Consider the following 17,711-nt stretch of genomic DNA (forward strand, 5'->3'; position numbering starts at 1 on the left):
TTAGGAGCGGAGGCGGAGGCCGCGCGGAGTGGCGCGGAAGCCGGCCGCCGTCAGCGCGTCGCGGAGCGGAGACGCGTGCACGGCTTCGCCGTCGGCGCGCTCGACCGACAGAGCCCCCAACGCTCCAGAGTGGACAGCGTCGGCCAGCGCCTTGGCCGCTGCCCCGAGCGCATCGGCATCGTCCATGAAGGACAGCAGGGTGCGGCCGCCGCGTTCGACGTACAGGGCCAGCTCGCCGCCGACCAACGCGACCAGTGCGCCCGCCTTGCGCCCCGGGCGGTGGCCGGTGCCCTCCTGGGCGAGCACGCGGTCGGGCCACGGCAGGGCGGCGCCGTACGGGTTGGCCGGGTCGGTGGCGGCCAGTACCAGGGCGGTGGCGGCGCCGCGGTGGTCGTCGGCGAGGGCGCGCAGGCGGTCGACCGCGCCGGGCACCGCGAACTGTGCCGCGCCCAGCCCCTCGACGAAGTACCCACGGCGGGCCGCGCCGCGCTCCTCCAGCGCCGCCAGCACGGGGTAGACGGCCGCGAAGCCGCCCGGTGCGCCCTCGGCGGCTACGGCGCCTCGGGTGACGACGCCGTGCCGTTCGAGCAGGGTGTCGGCGAGTGCGGCGGCGCGGTGGGTGGGGTCGGTGTCGCGCTCGGGCAGCAGGGACCAGCGTCCGGCCATGGTCGGCGGGCCGGTGCGGGTGGGCATGGCGACCCTGCCCGGGCGGCGGTATCGGGTGCGGGCGGCGGCCGGCTTGGCGCGGTGGGCGCCGCCACCGCCGAGCGCCGCGCGGAGGGGCGCGAGCGTGTCGTTGGTGAGCCAGCCGGCCCAGACCAGATCCCACACCGCGGCCACGAGTGTCGAGTCGTCGGTGGAGCTCACGCGATCGGAGAGCGCGCGGAAGAACAGCGCCTGCCCACCGGCCAGCGTGTCGAGGATGGACTGGTGCAGCGGGGTCAGCGCCAGCGACTCGTCGGGTGGCGGCAGGAGCAGCGGGGCCGCGTCGGCGTACGCCAGGGTGACCCAGCCGTCGCCGCCGGGGATCGAGCCGGCGCCCGCCCACAGCACCTCGCCGCTGGCGCACAGCTCGTCGAGGTACGCGGGGGAGTAGTCGGCGACCCGAGCGGTGAGCACGAGCCGTTCCAATGCGGACGCTGGCACGGCCACGCCCTGCAACTGCTCGACCGCGGCGGCGACCGCCTCGACACCGCGCGCGGAGGTGCCGACCGACTGCCAGCGGGGCAGGAACGTGGCGAGCGCCCTGGGCGGCACGGGCTCGATCTCGCGGCGCAGGGCGGCGAGCGACCGCCGGCGCAGGAGCCGTAGGACTTCGGCGTCGCACCACTCGAGGCCGGCCCCGTCGGGCGAGAATTCCCCGGAGACGACCCGCCCCGTGCCACCGAGGCGGCGCAGTGCCTGCTCGACCACGAAGACGCCCAGCCCGAACCGGGCCGCGCAGGTGGCAGCCGTGAACGGCCCGTGGGTGCGGGCGTATCGGGAGACCAGGTCGCCGAGCGGGTCGGGGACGGGCTCGACGTATGCCTGAGCGACGCCCACGGGCAGTGCCACGCCGAGCGCGTCGCGGTAGCGTCCCGCGTCTTCTACGCCTATCCACCGCTGCTCACCGGCGACGCGGACGTGCAGGGCCCGCTTGGCGGACTCTAATGTGGACAGCCACTCCGGAAGGGCGCCGCGCTCGGACAGCTCGGCGTCGGACAGGTCGCCGAGCAGCCGCAGCAGCTCGGCCACGTCTTCGGCGTCGCGCGGGCGGCGCTCCTCGGTGAGCCACTGGAGCTGCCGCTCGGTGGCGTCGACCACTGCTGGTTCGAGCAGCTCGCGCAGGTCGACGCGGCCCAGCAGCTCGCCGAGGAGCGTGGAGTCGAGGGCGAGGGCGGCCGCCCGGCGCTCGGCCAGCGGCGCGTCACCCTCGTACAGGAACGCGCCCACGTATCCGAACAGCAGCGACCGGGCGAACGGCGACGGCTTCTGGCTCTCGACCTCGACCAGCCGCACCTTGCGCCCGCCCAGCTCGCGCATGAGCCCCGCCAGCCCCGGCACGTCGAACACGTCTTGCAGGCACTCGCGGGCGGCTTCGAGCGTGATGGGGAAGTCACCATATTCCCTGGCGACGTCGAGGAGCTGGGCCGCCCGTTGGCGCTGCTGCCACAGCGGCTGGCGGCGCCGGGGGTCGCGGCGGGGCAGGAGCAGCGCCCTGGCCGCGCACTCGCGGAACCGGGACGCGAACAGCGCCGACCCGCCCACCGCCTCCTCGACCAGCTGGGTGATCTCGTCGGGGTCGAACGCGACCAGGTCGGCACCCGGCGGCTCCTCTGCCGTGTCGGGCAGCCGCACCACGATGCCGTCGTCGGAGGGCATCACCTGGGCGTCGACGCCGTATCGCTCTGCGAGCCGCTGCCCGATCGCCAGCGCCCAGGGGCCGTTGACGCGCGCACCGAGGACACAGTGGACGGCCATGCGCCAGTCGCCCAGCTCGTCACGGAAGCGCTCGACCACCACCGTGCGGTCGTCGGGCAGGGCGCGGGTGGCCTCGCGCTGCTCGCGCAGGTAGGCCATCAGGTTGCCGGCGGCCCACTCGTCGAGCCCGGCACCGCGTAGCGCCGCCACGGCGGTCTCGTCGTCTTCTTTGACCAGTGCCCGCAGCCGCGCGCCGATCGCACGGCCCAGCTCGACCGGCCGCCCGAGCTGGTCACCCTTCCAGAACGGCATGCGCGCCGCCGCACCCGGCGCGGGCGAGACGAGGACCCGGTCGGGGGTGATGTCTTCGATCCGCCACGACGTCGAGCCGAGCAGGAAGACGTCGCCGACGCGCGACTCGTAGACCATCTCCTCGTCGAGCTCGCCGACCCGGGCCGCCCGCTCGGCACCGGCCAGGAAGACGCCGAAGAGACCGCGGTCGGGGATCGTGCCGCCGCTGGTGACGGCCAGCCGCTGGGCGCCGGGACGGCCGGTGAGCACGTCGGCGGCGCGGTCCCAGACCAGGCGGGGGCGCAGCTCGGCGAACGCGGTCGACGGGTAGCGCCCGGAGAGCATGTCGAGCACGGCGTGCAGCGCCGAGTCGGGCAGCTCCGCGAAGGGCGCCGCCCGCCGCACCAGCTCGGCGAGGTCGGTGACCCGCCACTGGTCGAGCGCCACCATCGCGACGATCTGCTGGGCGAGCACGTCGAGCGGGTTGCGCGGGTAGCGCAGCTCTTCGATCGCGCCGACGGTCATGCGCTCGGCGACGACCGCGCAGGAGACCAGGTCGCCGCGGTGCTTGGGGAAGACCACGCCTCGGGAGACGGCGCCCACCTGGTGGCCGGCGCGACCGACGCGCTGGAGGCCAGCGGACACGCTCGGGGGCGCCTCGATCTGCACGACCAGGTCGACCGCGCCCATGTCGATGCCCAGCTCCAGGCTGGAGGTGGCGACCACGGCGGGAAGCTGGCCCGACTTGAGCGCCTCTTCGATGTGTTTGCGCTCTTCGCGGGAGACGCTGCCGTGGTGGGCGCGCGCGATCACGGGCGGCGCACCGGCGGCGGCTCCCGACTGCGCCATGATCTCGGCCGGCAGCTTGCCGATCTCGTGATGGTCGGACGCGATCTCGTTGAGGCGGGCGCAGAGGCGCTCGGCGCCGCGCCGCGAGTTGGTGAACACGATCGTCGAGCGGTGCTGCCCGATCAGCTCGAAGACCCGCTCCTCGACGGCGGGCCAGATGGACGGCCGCCGGGTGCCCTCGTCGCCCGGGTCTTCGATCTCGTCGAGCCGCGTCATGTCTTCGACCGGCACCTGGACCTCGACCTCGATGGTCTTGGCAGCGGGCGGCTGCACGACCTCGACCGGCTGCGCCCCGCCGAGGAAGCGTGCCACCTCGTCGATGGGCCGCACGGTCGCGGACAGCCCGATGCGCTGGGCCGGCCGGGGCAGCAGCGCGTCGAGCCGCTCCAGCGAGAGCGCGAGGTGGGCGCCGCGCTTGGTGGCCGAGACCGCGTGCACCTCGTCGATGATCACCGTCTCGACGCCGGCCAGCGACTCGCGTGCGGCCGAGGTGAGCAGCAGGAACAGCGACTCGGGTGTGGTGATCAGGATGTCGGGCGGGGTGCGGGCGAAGCTGCGGCGCTCGTCGGCAGGGGTGTCGCCGGTGCGCATGCCCACGGTGATGTCGGGCTGCGGGACGCCGAGCCGGGCGGCCGCGTGCCGGATGCCGGTGAGCGGGGCTCGCAGGTTGCGCTCGACGTCGACTGCCAGCGCCTTGAGCGGGCTGACGTAGAGCACCCGGCAGCGATGCTTGGGATCGGCTGGCGCGGGCTCGCGGGCCAGGCGGTCGAGCGACCAGAGGAACGCCGCGAGGGTCTTGCCGGACCCGGTGGGCGCCACGACCAGGGCGTGCCGACCCGCGCCGATCGCACGCCAGGCGCCCGCCTGCGCGTCGGTCGGCGCCGCGAACGCGGCGCTGAACCACTCCCGCGTCGCCCGCCCGAACTGCGCCAGCACCTCAGCCATGCGTCCAATCTTGCCTACCGCCTACGACACAAACGGGCTTCCGCGTGACCAGAGTTGCGGTTGTGGCAGATGAGCAGACTTACCCGCTTGCCGGTAATGGACGGAGTCGGGTAGCTTCGCCGGAACACAGCGCTGTAGTGGAGGGGTGACGGCCTGTGATAAATGTTCTTGAGCACGATACAGACGTCCTGGTCAGGCAGGTCGACAGCCAGTTGGCGCTGATGCGACTGTCGGGGGGAGCCGACATGACGGTCGCTGAGCGGCTGGCGGTGAGCCTGCGCGAGCTGATCGTCAGTACGACGCGGGCCAGCGCGGTCGACCGGGCCCGGGTGCGCGCCGCCGTGCACTATCTGATGTTGCGCCGGTCACTGGTCGCCGACCTGCGCGTCGTCAACGAGATCGCACGCTCGCTCGGCCGTGATGACCTGGTCATACAGGCCGCGTGAGCCGCAGAGCCGGTTGGTCAGGCTCTCACAGGCAACGTACAGGCGCCGCCGATAGAATCCTCGCCATGACCGAGTCGACTGCCCAGGAGGGCAGTAGTACCGAGCCGGGTAACGCCCGGCGCTCCTCTCCGGTGAGTCCGTCGTGTTGATCGCGATCGGCCTCCTTCTCATCCTGCTGCTCACCGCCGCTACCGGCTATTTCGTCGCGCAGGAGTTCGGCTACGTCGCCGTCGACCGCGGCGCGCTGCGCCGCCTGGCCGACCAGGGCGACGCCGCCGCGCGGCGCGCCCTGAAGGTCACGAGCAGGCTCTCCTTCATGCTGTCGGGCGCCCAGCTTGGCATCACCGTGACGGTCCTGCTCGTCGGGTACGTCGCCGAGCCGTTCGTGGGCGCCGGCCTGGCAGACCTGTTGGGTACCGCTGGCGTGCCGGAGTCGGTCAGCCTGCCGGTCTCGGTCGTGCTGGTACTGCTCGTGTCGACCGGCATCCAGATGGTGCTCGGCGAGCTGGCACCCAAGAACTACGCCATCGCCCGAGCGGTGCCGCTCGCCCGCGCGCTCAGCCGGTCGACGCTGATCTACCTGACCATGTTCGGCCCGGTGATCAGGCTCTTCGACCTGGCGGCCGCGCGCCTGTTGCGCCGGGTCGGCGTCGAGCCCGTCGAGGAACTGCCCACCGGCGCCACCGCCGAAGATCTCACGCAGATCATCTCGGACGCCCGCGCCCAGGGGCACCTCGACGCACAGACCTCGATCCTGCTCGACCGCGGTCTCGACTTCCGCCGGCTGACCGCCGGTGAGGCGATGGTGCCCCGCGTCGACGTGCACACCATCCGTGCCGGCGAGCCGGTGTCGAAGGTGGTGGAGCTGCTGGAGACCGGAAACTCCCGGTTCCCCGTGCTGGGCGACGACGGCATCGACGACGTGGTGGGCGTGGTGGGCATCGCCGACGTCATGGAAGTGCCGCCCGCCGCTCGCCAGACCACGCCGGTGACCGCGCTGGCGGTACCCCCTCTGCTTGTGCCAGAGACGCTGCCGTTGCCGGCTGTGCTCGACCGGCTGCGAGCCGGGCATCGGCAGCTCGCGTGCGTGGTGGATGAGTATGGCGGCTTCGCCGGCGTGGTGACCTTGGAAGACGTGGCTGAAGAGCTCGTGGGTCCGATCCGCGACGAGGACGACCACCCCGAGCCGTCGCCGACGCGCCTCGCGGACGGCGCGTGGCTCGTGCCGGCGCGCTGGCGGATCGACGAGGTCGCCGATGTCACGGGCATCGAGCTGCCGGCGGGTCCGGAATATGACACGCTGTCCGGCCTGGTCATGCGCGAGCTTGGGCGGGTGCCGGCGGTCGGTGACCGGGTCGAGATCGAGCTGCCGGAAGGCGCCGCCACCGTGCGGGTCGAATCGGTGGGCCGGCGCGTGCCCGAGTCGGTGCGGCTGGAGGTGCACGCATGAGCACCCCGCTGGCCCTGGTGCTGTCCGTGGTGTTGCTGGCGCTCAACGGCTTCTTCGTGGCGGCCGAGTTCGCGCTGGTGGGCAGCAAGCGTTACCGGTTGGAGCAGGCCGCCGCCAGCGGTGGCCGCGCGGCCCGGGCGGCGCTGGAGGGCAGTCGCGAGCTGTCGCTGATGCTGGCCGGCGCGCAGCTCGGCATCACGCTCTGCACGCTGGGGCTTGGCGCGCTCGCCGAGCCGGCGATCGAGTCGGTGCTCGGCCCCGGCCTGCACGCCATCGGCCTGCCCGACGCGGCCAGCCACGTGATCGCGTTCATCGTGGCGCTGTTGCTGGTGGGCTTCCTGCACCTGGTCGTCGGCGAGATGGCGCCCAAGTCGTGGGCGATCACCGACCCGGAGCGGTCGGCTCTGCTGCTGGCGTTGCCGTTCCGGGCGTTCACCCGGGTGACCCGGCCGGTGCTGGCGGTCTTCAACGGGCTGGCCAACGGCCTGCTCCGGCTGGTGAAGGTCGAGCCGCAGGACCGGCTGTCGGAGGTGCACGGGCAGGAGGAGCTGCGGATGCTGCTGGAGCAGTCGCGCGAGCACGGCACGCTGGCCGCCGACCAGGAGGAGCTGCTGTCGAGCATGCTCCAGCTCCAGCGCACGACGGTGGCAGACGTGATGACGCCGATCGACCAGCTCGTGACGGTGTCGGCGGGTGACAGCGCCGAGCGGATCGAGGCGGTGTCCCGTTCGTGTGGCCGCTCGCGCCTGGCGGTGGCGAACGGTTCGTACGTTGGTCTTGTGCACGTGCGTGACGTCGTCAAGGCCACTACGCAGGGCCGCCCCATGACGGCGGCCGACCTGATGACGGCCCCGTTCACGCTGCCCGGCACCGCAAACCTGATGGAGGCGGTCGCGGCGATGCGCGCACAGCGGGCACAGCTCGCGCTGGTGGGCGACGGCACCGCGACGGTTGGCTTCGTTGCCCTGGAAGACCTGCTCGAAGAGGTCATCGGCGAGTTCGACGACGAAACAGATGCCGTCCCGCGGGGCCGGCGAATGCGATAGGAGCAACCGGATGGTTTTCAAGAAGCTGCTGGGCGCCTTCGGGGTGGGCGGGCCATCGGTCGACACCGTGCTGTCCAACCCCAACACCCGGCCCGGCCTGACCCTCGAAGGCCAGGTGCACATCCTGGGCGGTGACCACGACGTCGAGATCGAGCAGGTCGCGCTCGGCCTGGTCACGCGGGTCGAGGTGGAGAGCGGCGACGCCAACTACGACGCGACGGTGGAGTTCCACCGGATCGCGGTGGCGGGCCGGTTCGCGCTGAAGAAGGGCGAGCGCAAGGAGATCCCGTTCCAGTTCCCGGTGCCGTGGGAGACGCCGGTCACCGACGTGTACGGCCAGCGCCTGCACGGCATGACCATGGGCCTGCGCACCGAGCTGGCCGTGGCCCGCGCGGTCGACAAGGGCGACCTCGACCCGGTGCACGTGCACCCGCTGCCGGCGCAGGAGCGCATCCTCGACGCGTTCACCGGGCTGGGTTTCCGCTTCAAGAGCGCCGACCTGGAGCGCGGGCGGATCCGCGGGCTGAACCAGACGCTGCCGTTCTACCAGGAGATCGAGTTCTGGCCGGCGCCGCAGTACTCGGGCAGCATCAACGAGGTCGAGCTGACCTTCGTGGCTGACCAGCACGGCGTCGACGTGGTGTTGGAGTTCGACAAGCGGGGCGGCTTCTTCACGGGCGGGCACGACGCGTTCGGGCGGTTCCGGGTCGAGCACGCGACGGTGGACCAGACCGACTGGGCCGCCGTGGTCGACGGCTGGGTGCGGCAGGCGACCGAACGCTACTCCAGCTTCCGCGCGTCGCACGGCTTCCACGGCGGCGGGCACGGCAGCAAGGGCCACGGCCGGGGCATCGGCGTCGGCGGTGCGATCGCCGGGGCGGGCGCGGGCCTGCTGGGCGGCATGGTGCTGGGCGAGGCGATGGAAGGCATGTTCGACGGCGGCGGCGAAGACTTCGGCGACTTCGGCGGCGAGTAACCCGCCGGCGCGCCGTGGGCGCCGCTTGCGGCGCTCGCGCCGCCTTTTCCGTCGATCAAGGGCGAATGCACGTGGTTGGATCTCTTTTCCGCGTGCGTTCGCCCTTGATCCATGCGATTGCCCTTGATCGGCGCGGCTTGGCGGCGGCCCGCCGCGCGCTTTCGCGTCGGGCGGGCCGCATGCGGCGTGGGATGCCGCAGTTTCGGGGAAATCGTGCCCTCCGAGCGGGCTTGAGTGCGCAATATCCACGAACTTGTCGTAACGCCGCCAGGTCCGCGGCCCGGCCCGGCTGGTCCGCCCGTGCGCTGAGCCTTCGCGCGACGCCTGCTGTAGATCAACCTCAGGATCAGGATCGAGTTTCGGGCTGCCGCGATGTCCGTCGCGGCACAGACCGTTGCTCCCGCAGCCTCACCCTCCGCGATTCACGGTCCAGGCCGGGCCGGCGTGGCAGCGAGGGTGGCGCTGGCGGTCCGATAGAGGCGATGGCCGCATCGCCCGCGCCGGGCGCCGCGCAAGGCGCAGGCTGCAGACGCCGCGCAAGGCGCAGGCTGCAGACGCCGCGCAAGGCGCAGGCTGCAGACGCCGCGCCGCGCCGCATCGCGCATCCCGCAAGGCGCACCGCAGGCGCCGCGCCGCATCGCGCATGCCGCGCCGCATCCCGCAAGGCGCACCGCGGGCGCTGCGCCGCATCACGCATCCCGCAAGGCGCACCGCAGGCGCCGCGCCGCGTCGCGTATCGCGCAAGGCGCACCGCAGGCTGCGGCTGCAGGCGCCGCATCGCGCATCGCGCATCGCGCATCGCGCATCGCGTGCCGCGCGCCGCGCAAGGCGGGCCGCGCGCCGCAGGCGCGGCGCCCGCCGATCAAGGGCCTCTGCATGGATCAAGGGCGAATGCACGCGGTTTAGAGATCCAACCACGTGCATTCGCCCTTGATCGGCGGCGAGGCGGGCGCGGGGCGCGTAGCGGCCCGATGTCCGGGTTACGGGGAGAGGCGGATGAAGGTCACGGACTGGGCGGGGAAGTCGTATTCGAACGACGGGCCCAGGCCGCCCTGGCGGAACGTGACCGGTACGGCCTTTGTGGGCTCGTGCAGGGTGTTCATGTCGGACGGGGACGACGCCGTGTACGACGTGACCTTGGCCGTCGAGCCGACCGACGCGCCGTCGAGGCGGACGGCGGTACGGGCTGCCGTGTCGCGGGCGTTGACGACCTTCAGGACCACGTCGCCGTTGTCGTCGCGGGTGACCACCTGGTAGAGCGGCTCGACGGTGCCGAGGCTGTCGTACGCGTCGTTGACCTTCACGCCGTCGAGGTACGTCGTGATCGCGCGCCCGTTCACCGTGATTTTGATGTGGTACGTGCGGCCGGTCTCGATGGTGTTTCCGCTCGTGCCGATGGTCGCTTTCGCGCCGCCGGTCGACTTCTCCAGGGCGGATGTCGTGTTGCCCCAGCCGCCAAGGTTCCACCAGTAGTAGTTGCCGGTGTCCTTGACGCCGAACATCACCAGGAAGCCCTCGGCACCGCCGGTCTTGCGGGCGGTCAGTTCCAGCGTGTAGTTCGACCAGTCCACGCTGCCGGCGGTCGATCGCGCGTCGGTGGCGCCGGACGACTGGGCGTACGCGCCGTCCTGCACCGCCCACGTGCCGGTCTGCGGTGACCAGGCACCCGCACCCGCCGAGAAGTCGTCGGCGAACAGCGTCGTACCGTCTGCCGCCGTCACCTTCACGTCGTCGTACACCGCCTGCGTGTTCCAGGTGGCGAGGCCGACCGAGCCGGCGATGTCAGCCGGTGCGGGCGGTCCGTTCGGACCCGGCGTGTACGTGCTGGGCAGCACCGAACCGCCCGCGTTCTCGGAGAACATCTTCTGCACGTAGTAGCTCGTCGAGCCGTACAGCTGGTCGTTGTCGAACCAGATCAGGTCCGGCGACCACTGCACGTGGTCCACATTGGCCAGTAGTGGCGCGTACGAGGCCAGCTCGACCACGTCGGAGTTGCGCTCCAGCCCCGTGATGAACGAAGCCTCGGAGAGCGCGTTGTAGAAGGTGTTGCCGCGCGAGGCGTACTCGCCGACGAACACCTTCGGCCCGTTGCGGTCGTAGTTGTCGTAGCGGCGGTTGTTGGCGAGGAACCACTCCGGGCTGTTGTAGTAGTGCTCGTCGACCATGTCCGCGTTCTGCTCGCGGGCGAACTCCCAGCCGCGGTCGAAGATGGCGCCAGCCGACGTCTGTCCACTGTTGGTGATGATTTTGATGTCGGGGTACGCCGCTTCGATGGCCCGCGCGAAGTGCGGGTAGTTCCGGTAGAACTCGGGGTAGATCTCCTCGTTGCCGAGCCCGATGTACTCCAGCCCGAACGGCTGCGGATGCCCCATCGCCGCCCGCACCGAGCCCCACTCGGTGTTCACTCCACCGTTGGCGAACTCGATGAGGTCCAATGTGTCCTGTACCCACGGGCCGAGCTGGTCTTCGGCCAGCGGCCGGTCCTCGTTGCAGCCGTTGACGCCGACGGAGACGACCGGCAGCGCCTCGGCACCGAGATCCTCGGCGAACTGGAAGTACTCGAAGTATCCGATGCCGTAGGTCTGGTTGTAGCCCCAGAAGTTGAAGTTGGTGGGGCGCTGCTCGACCGGCCCGACGGTCTCCTTCCAGCGGTAGATGCGCCGCCGGTCCGGGAAGGGCGCGTAGTTGCCCACGTTGGTCACGCAGCCGCCGGGGAAGCGCAGGAACTGCGGCTTGAGTGCGGCGATCGACTGCGCGAGGTCCTTGCGCATGCCGTTCTTGCGACCCTTGTACGTGTCCTTGGGAAACAGCGACACCATGTCGAGCCGGATGGTGCCCGCCGAACCCGCCATCACGACGAGCCGGCCGGTGCTGGTGCTGCCGGTGGCGGTGATCCGGGCGGTGTACTTGGTCCAGGTGTCGGAGGCGACGTTCACCTGCGCCTGGCCGTACACAGTGGAGCCGCTCTCCACCGTCACGGTCAGCGGGGTGCCGGTGGGAGACGTGGTGCGCGCCCACACCGAGAAGTCGTAGGCGGCACCCTCACGCACCACGACACCCGCGTTGTAGCCGGTGTTGCTGACGCCGACACCGGCGCCGCTAGATTCCAGCACGAGGTTGTTGAGGTTCTTGTCGTTCAGGGATTCCGTGCCGGCGACCGTCACGGTGCCGGTGGCGCCACGCTCCACCTTGGACCACGCGGTGAGGCCGGTGAAGCTGCGGTTGTCGACGCTGTTGAACTCGAACGACCGGTTCCGCACCAGCTCGGCGTAGAGGCCGCCGTCGGCCGCGTAGTTGATGTCTTCGTAGAAGATGCCGTAGAGGCGGTCGCTCATCGGCTTGCCTGCCGCGTCGCCGTCCGCGGTCAGCTCGCCGCCGATCGCGTACGGCCGCACGACGAACTTGTTGCCGGTCGCGGCGACCTTCAGTTGACCGTCGGCCACCGTCAGATACCCGCCGGGCGCCGACACCCGGACCTTGCCGCCGCCCGCGTCGACCAGCTTGAAGCGGTCGCTGCCGGCGCGCGGGTTGTCGGCGAGCGCGACCCGGCCGTTGGTGCGGACGGCGAGGCGATCGCCGGAGGCGACCTCAGTCAGCGTGACCGTGCCATCGCCGGTGTCGGCCGCGCGCACGACGAGCTGGGTGGTGGCGCGCTTGTCGGAGGCGGTCACCGCGCCGGTCGCGCCAACGTCAAAAAAGGTGCCGTTGGTTTCCAGTGCGAACGGGGTGTCCGGCACGACGGGCTGCCCATCGGGCACGAGGATCGCGACGTAGTCGAAGTCGGCGACCAGCGTGGTGCCGTTCTGCGCCGACAGCGCGTACACGCCGACCTTCTTCACGTCGATCGCGGAGGTGACCTGAGCGGCCTGCACCCATGCGGCACCGTCCCAATAGGACGTGGTGAAGACGTCGCCGACCCGGGCCACCTTGAGGGTCTCGCCGGTCGAGCCGGGCCGCGCGGTGAAGGTCGAGGAGAACGCCGCGTTCACTTCCAGCGCGTTTTCGATGACCGGGCCGCCCCCGAAGCTGACGTTGGTGAGGCCCGCGCGCAGGTAGTTGTCGGCGTCCTGCCAGGCGAGGATGCCAGCGCCCTGGAAGTCGAGCGAGACGGGCGCCTCGAAGGACGCCACGATCTGGAAGTCACCGGCCGGCACGTCCTGGAAGAACAGATTGCGGGCGCTGTTGTCGGACTGGTACGTGTCGCCCCGGAGGCTGTTGACGCGCAGGTACCCGGGGCGCTCGGTCAGCGACCAGCGGGTCGGATCGTTGTTGAGTACCTCCCAGTCGGGGCCGAGGGACGTGCCGTCGAAATTGTCCACAGTGGCGCCTGGCGGGAGTTCGGGGTCGGCCGCGTACGCCGGGACGGGTGCGGCGATGACGAGTGTGAACGCTAACAAAGCGGCGAGTTTTTTGGTCACGACGCGTCCTTTCGGCCGGTCTCGCGCCTGCCGAGTCGCGGTACGGCAGGCACGAGACCGGTGGGGGTAGAAAGGGATTAACGCTTGCGTGCGGTGATGACGCGCTGGAGCAGGATGAAGACGAACAGCAGGGCGCCGATGACGATCTTGGTCCACCAGCTGCTGAGACGGCCGTCGAACGTGATGAGGGTCTGGATGACGCCCAGCACCATGACGCCCAACAGCGTGCCGAGCACGTAGCCTGAGCCACCGGTCAGCAGCGTGCCGCCGATGACCACCGCGGCGATCGCGTCGAGCTCCATGCCCACCGCGTGCAGGCCGTAGCCGGACAGCATGTAGAAGCTGAGCAGCACGCCGCCGAGGGCGGAGCAGAAGCCGCTGATCGTGTAGACGGCGATTTTGGTGCGTGCGACCGGCAGGCCCATCAGCAGCGCCGACCGCGGGTTGCCGCCGATCGCGTACGTGTTGCGGCCGAGCCGCGTGTACGCGAGCACGAACGCGGCGATCAGCACCACGACGAGCGCTATGACGACGCTCGGCGAGACGAAGTAATCACCGAACCGGATGCGTGACTGCGCCATCGATACCCAGAACGGGTCGTCGATCGGGATCGACGAGGTGCCGATCGTGTAGCAGAGCCCGCGGGCGAGGAACATCCCGGCGAGCGTGACGATGAACGGCTGGATGTCGAAGTAGTGGATGATGCAGCCCATGCCGAACCCGAGCGCCGAACCGACGAGCAGCACGAGCGGCAGCACCACGAACGCGGGCCAGCCGCGGTCTTGCAGCAGCGACGCGGAGAGCATGGTGGTGAGAGCGACCACCGAGCCGACCGACAGGTCGATGCCGCCGGTCAGGATCACGAACGTCATGCCTACCGCGACGACGAGCAGGAACCCGTTGTCGATGAAGACGTTGAGCACCACCTGCGCGTCGCCGAACGCCTCGTAGTTCGCCGCGCCGACGCCGTACATGAGCGCCAGCAGGCTGAGCGTGGCCAGCACTGGCAGGTACTTCTGGTTGGGCCAGGAGATCCGGGACCGTACCTGGGACAGCGTGGTCATGCCGGCACCTCCACCTTCGTCGGCGCGTCCGAGGTCGGCGCGGTGGGCGTCGGTGGTCGTTGCCGGCGGCCCTTGAAGACCTTCTCGCGGAAGGACGGCGACTGGACGAGGCAGACGATCGTGACCACGAGCGCCTTGACCAGGAGCGTGGTCTCGGGCGGTACGCCGATCGTGTAGATGGTCGTGGTGAGCGTCTGGATGATCAGGGCGCCGATCACGGTGCCGCCGATCGAGAACCGGCCGCCGGTCAGCAGGGTGCCGCCGATGACCACCGCGAGGATCGCGTCCAACTCATACCAGAGGCCGGCGTTGTTGCCGTCGGCGCTGGAGACGTTCGAGCTGATCATCAGGCCGGCGATGCCCGCGCAGAGGGCGGCGAACACGTACGCCATCAGCTTGATCCGCCGTGACCGGATGCCGGCGAGCCGGCTGGCCTCGGCGTTGCCACCGACCGACTCGACGAGCATGCCGAGGGCGGTGCGCCGGGTGAGCAGGACCGAAACCACGATCACGACGATGGCGATGAGCACCGGAACCGGGAACGTGAGCAGGTAGCCGGCGCCGATCTCCTTGTACGGCGAGCTGTTGATCGTGATGATCTGCCCATCGGTGATGAGCTGGGCCAGCCCTCGGCCGGCGACCATCAGGATGAGCGTCGCGATGATCGGCTGGATGCCGATGCCAGCCACCAGGAAGCCGTTCCAGAGACCGAGAAGGAGCGCGAGCCCCAGCGCCATGACGACGGCCACGAGTACGCCGCCGACGCTGTTCTGGTCGCCCTGCTCGCTGATCCGCCAGCAGGCGAGCGCACCGCAGATCGCGACCACCGAACCCACTGACAGGTCGATGCCTCCGGTGGCGATCACCAGCGTCATGCCGAGCGCCACCAGGATCAGCGGCGCGCCGAAGCGGAGAATGTCGATCAGGCTGCCGTACAGGTGACCGTCACGCACCTCGATCTTGAAGAAGCTCGGCGTGAAGATCAGGTTGCTCAGCAGGAGGACGACCAGGATGGCGACCGGCCAGAACAGCCGGTACTTGGCAAGCCTGGTGATGGTGGTCATGCCCGTGCTCCACTCGCGATGGTCTCCATGATGCGGTCGGCGTCCACCTCGTCGTCGTTCGCCAACTCGGCGATGAGGTGCCGGTCGCGCAGTACTGCGATCTTGTGGCTGAGCCGGAGTACCTCTTCCAGCTCCGCCGAGACGAACAGCACCGCCATCCCGCCATCGGACAGGGCCGCGACGAGGCGCTGGATCTCGGCCTTGGCGCCGATGTCGATGCCGCGGGTGGGCTCGTCGAGGATGAGCAGCTGCGGCTCGGTGATCAGCCAGCGCGCCAGCAGTACCTTCTGCTGGTTTCCGCCGGAGAGGTTGCGCACGACGGCCTCCGGATTCGCGGGCCTGATGTCGAGCGCCTTGATGTACTTGTCGACGAGCTCGTCCTGCCGCCGCCGGGGGATCGGCCGCGTCCAGCCGCGGACCGCCTGCATGGCGAGGATGATGTTTTCGCGGACGGTGAGCTCTTCGATGAGGCCTTCGGTGCGGCGGTTTTCGGAGCAGAACGCGATGTCGTGACCCATCGCGGACCGCGGGCCGCGCATCGCCACCGGCTTGCCGTCGACCAGCAACTGGCCGTTGTCGGCCTTGTCGGCGCCGTAGATGAGCCGGGCCACCTCGGTGCGTCCGGAGCCCAGCAGGCCCGCGAGGCCGACCACCTCTCCCTTGTGGATGGTGAGGCTGAACGGCGATACGGCGCCCTTGCGGCCGAGATCCTGCGCCTCGATCAGGGGCTGGCCCCGCTCCAGCGCGGCGAGCGCGGGCTTGGGCTGCTCTTCGAGCTGCTCCAGAACCTCCAGCTCCTTGCCGATCATCTTCCCGACGAGGTCGATGAGCGTGAGCTCGCGGGTGACGTACTCGCCGACCAGCCGGCCGTTGCGCAGCACGGTGATCCGGTCGGAGATGCTGAAGACCTGGTCGAGGAAGTGGGTCACGAAGAGGATCGCGACGCCTTCCTCCTTGAGCTGGCGCATGACCCGGAAGAGCTGCTCGACCTCGCTGGCGTCGAGGCTCGACGTGGGCTCGTCGAGGATCAGCACCTTGGCCGAGATGTCGATCGCGCGGGCGATGGCGACCATCTGCTGTACGGCGAGGGAGTACGTGCTCAGCGGTGCCGAGACGTCGATGTCGAGCTGGAGCCGTTCGAGCAGCGCGTCTGCCCGCTTCTCCATCTGCGACCAGTGGATCATGCCGAACCGCCGTGGCTCGCGGCCGATGAAGATGTTCTCCGCGACCGAGAGGTTCGGGCAGAGGTTGACCTCCTGGTACACGGTGCTGATGCCGGCCTGCTGGGCCTGGAGCGGCCCGCTGAACCGCACATCCGTGCCGTCCAGGGTGGTCTGCCCCTGGTCGATGTCGTAGACCCCGGTCAACACCTTGATCAGCGTCGACTTGCCGGCGCCGTTTTCGCCCATCAGGGCGTGCACCTCGCCCGGGAGCAGCCGGAAGTCGACGTCGCTGAGCGCCTTGACGCCGGGGAACTCCTTGCTGATCCCCGTCATCGTCAAGATGGCTGTACTCACTCGTGCTCGCCTTTCCCCTGGATGGCCTGGTAGTCGACCTCGGGTCGACTACCAGGCCTTAAAGATCAGGTGTCAGTACTGCCGGCTGGGCAGAACCGCCTTGGCCTGCTCCTGCGTGAACGTGGTCTCCTCGGTGACCACCCGAGCGGGAACCGTCTCGCCCGCGTGCACCTTCTCCACCAGGTCCATCAGCTGTGGGCCAAGCAGCGGGCTGCACTCGACGATGTAGTTGATCTTGCCGTCGGCCAGCGCCTGCATGCCGTCCTTCACCGCGTCGACCGTGATGATCTTGATGTCGACACCCGGCTTCTTGCCCGCGCCCTCGATGGCCTCGATCGCGCCCAGGCCCATGTCGTCGTTGTGCGCGTAGAGCACGTCGATGTCCGGGTTGGCCTTCAGGAAGGCCTCCATGACCTCCTTGCCCTTGGCTCGCGTGAAGTCACCGGTCTGCGAGGCGATGACCTTGAACTTCGGGTCGGCCGCGATGACGTCGCCGAAGCCCTTCTTGCGGTCGTTCGCCGGGGCGGAACCGGTGGTGCCCTGGAGCTCGACGATGTTCACCGTCTCGGTCTTGCCGGTGTACTCCTTGACCAGCCAGTCGCCGGCCTTCTTGCCCTCTTCGACGAAGTCGGAGCCGATGAAGGTCTTGTAAAGCGACGTGTCGGTCGAGTCGACCGCGCGGTCCGTCAGGATCACCGGGATCTTGGCGTCCTTGGCCTCCTTGAGGACCGTGTCCCAGCCCGACTCCACGACCGGCGAGAAGGCGATGATGTCGACCTTCTGCTGGATGTAGGAGCGGATCGCCTTGATCTGGTTCTCCTGCTTCTGCTGCGCGTCGGAGAACTTCAGCTCGATGCCGGCCTCCTTGGCGGAGTCCTGGATCGACTTGGTGTTGGCGGTACGCCAACCACTCTCGGCGCCGACCTGGGAGAAGCCCAGAACGATCTTGTCGCTGCCCGAGCCCGAATCGCTGCCGCTGCCGGAGTCGTCACCGCCGCAGGCGGCCAGGGGCGCCGCGAGCAGGCCGGCGGCGATGACCATGGATATCTTTCTGAGCACTGCGCACTCTCCTCATCGGGATAGCATCATTACCACTCGTCACTGTTAGCGCTAACATCCGCTGGAAGTCGGAAGCCTCCTTCAGGGGATGGGTTCAGCCTCTGGACGCGTACGTTCTCGGCATGCCATGACGATGCGATCGGGGTCGGGGTGGCCCTGCGCTTCGGTTGCGTGACGTGGTGTTTG

Annotated in this window: 9 protein-coding genes and 1 pseudogene; 4 read left to right on the plus strand and 6 right to left on the minus strand. The window is 69.9% G+C overall.

From position 1 onward, the window contains the following. A pseudogene (locus QMG73_RS28650) lies at positions 1-4,473 on the minus strand (ATP-dependent helicase); the annotation flags it as partial. A 167-nt stretch (positions 4,474-4,640) separates the two neighbouring features. On the opposite strand from QMG73_RS28650, the gene QMG73_RS28655 reads away from it, so the two are divergent. The 4 genes from QMG73_RS28655 to QMG73_RS28670 all read left to right on the plus strand — a co-directional run bounded on the left by QMG73_RS28655 (position 4,641) and on the right by QMG73_RS28670 (position 8,403). Next, positions 4,641-4,931 carry a hypothetical protein gene (locus QMG73_RS28655; RefSeq protein WP_281900756.1) on the plus strand — a complete coding sequence of 97 codons (291 nt, stop codon included), beginning with the start codon at positions 4,641-4,643 and terminating at the stop codon, positions 4,929-4,931. A 142-nt stretch (positions 4,932-5,073) separates the two neighbouring features. Then, positions 5,074-6,381 carry a hemolysin family protein gene (locus QMG73_RS28660; RefSeq protein ID WP_281900757.1) on the plus strand — a complete coding sequence of 436 codons (1,308 nt, stop codon included), beginning with the start codon at positions 5,074-5,076 and terminating at the stop codon, positions 6,379-6,381. Beyond that, positions 6,378-7,427 (plus strand): hemolysin family protein, encoded by a 1,050-nt coding sequence (locus QMG73_RS28665; RefSeq protein WP_281900759.1) that lies wholly within the window; start codon positions 6,378-6,380, stop codon positions 7,425-7,427. Before QMG73_RS28660 ends, QMG73_RS28665 begins: the two co-directional genes overlap by 4 nt. 10 nt (positions 7,428-7,437) lie before the next feature. Then, positions 7,438-8,403 (plus strand): sporulation protein, encoded by a 966-nt coding sequence (locus QMG73_RS28670; RefSeq protein ID WP_281900761.1) that lies wholly within the window; start codon positions 7,438-7,440, stop codon positions 8,401-8,403. A 980-nt stretch (positions 8,404-9,383) separates the two neighbouring features. Here the strand turns inward: QMG73_RS28670 and QMG73_RS28675 are convergent. The 5 genes from QMG73_RS28675 to QMG73_RS28695 form a co-directional block, all read right to left on the minus strand. After that, positions 9,384-12,821: an alpha-L-arabinofuranosidase C-terminal domain-containing protein gene (locus QMG73_RS28675; RefSeq protein ID WP_281900763.1), complete on the minus strand. Its 3,438-nt coding sequence runs from the start codon at positions 12,819-12,821 to the stop codon at positions 9,384-9,386. A 77-nt stretch (positions 12,822-12,898) separates the two neighbouring features. Then, positions 12,899-13,885 carry a galactofuranose ABC transporter, permease protein YjfF gene (gene yjfF / locus QMG73_RS28680; protein ID WP_281900765.1) on the minus strand — a complete coding sequence of 329 codons (987 nt, stop codon included), beginning with the start codon at positions 13,883-13,885 and terminating at the stop codon, positions 12,899-12,901. Next, positions 13,882-14,949 (minus strand): ABC transporter permease, encoded by a 1,068-nt coding sequence (locus QMG73_RS28685; protein WP_281900768.1) that lies wholly within the window; start codon positions 14,947-14,949, stop codon positions 13,882-13,884. Before QMG73_RS28685 ends, yjfF begins: the two co-directional genes overlap by 4 nt. Further along, complete coding sequence (locus tag QMG73_RS28690; protein ID WP_281900877.1) at positions 14,946-16,445, minus strand: sugar ABC transporter ATP-binding protein; 1,500 nt, start codon at positions 16,443-16,445, stop codon at positions 14,946-14,948. Before QMG73_RS28690 ends, QMG73_RS28685 begins: the two co-directional genes overlap by 4 nt. A gap of 93 nt (positions 16,446-16,538) precedes the next feature. Then, a complete protein-coding gene (locus tag QMG73_RS28695; protein WP_281900879.1) occupies positions 16,539-17,507 on the minus strand; it encodes an ABC transporter substrate-binding protein in 969 nt (322 codons plus the stop codon). Between the last annotated feature and the right edge of the window lie 204 nt (positions 17,508-17,711).

It is taken from the genome of Phytohabitans aurantiacus, from assembly GCF_027923225.1.
GTDB classification, from domain to species: Bacteria; Actinomycetota; Actinomycetes; order Mycobacteriales; family Micromonosporaceae; genus Phytohabitans; species Phytohabitans aurantiacus.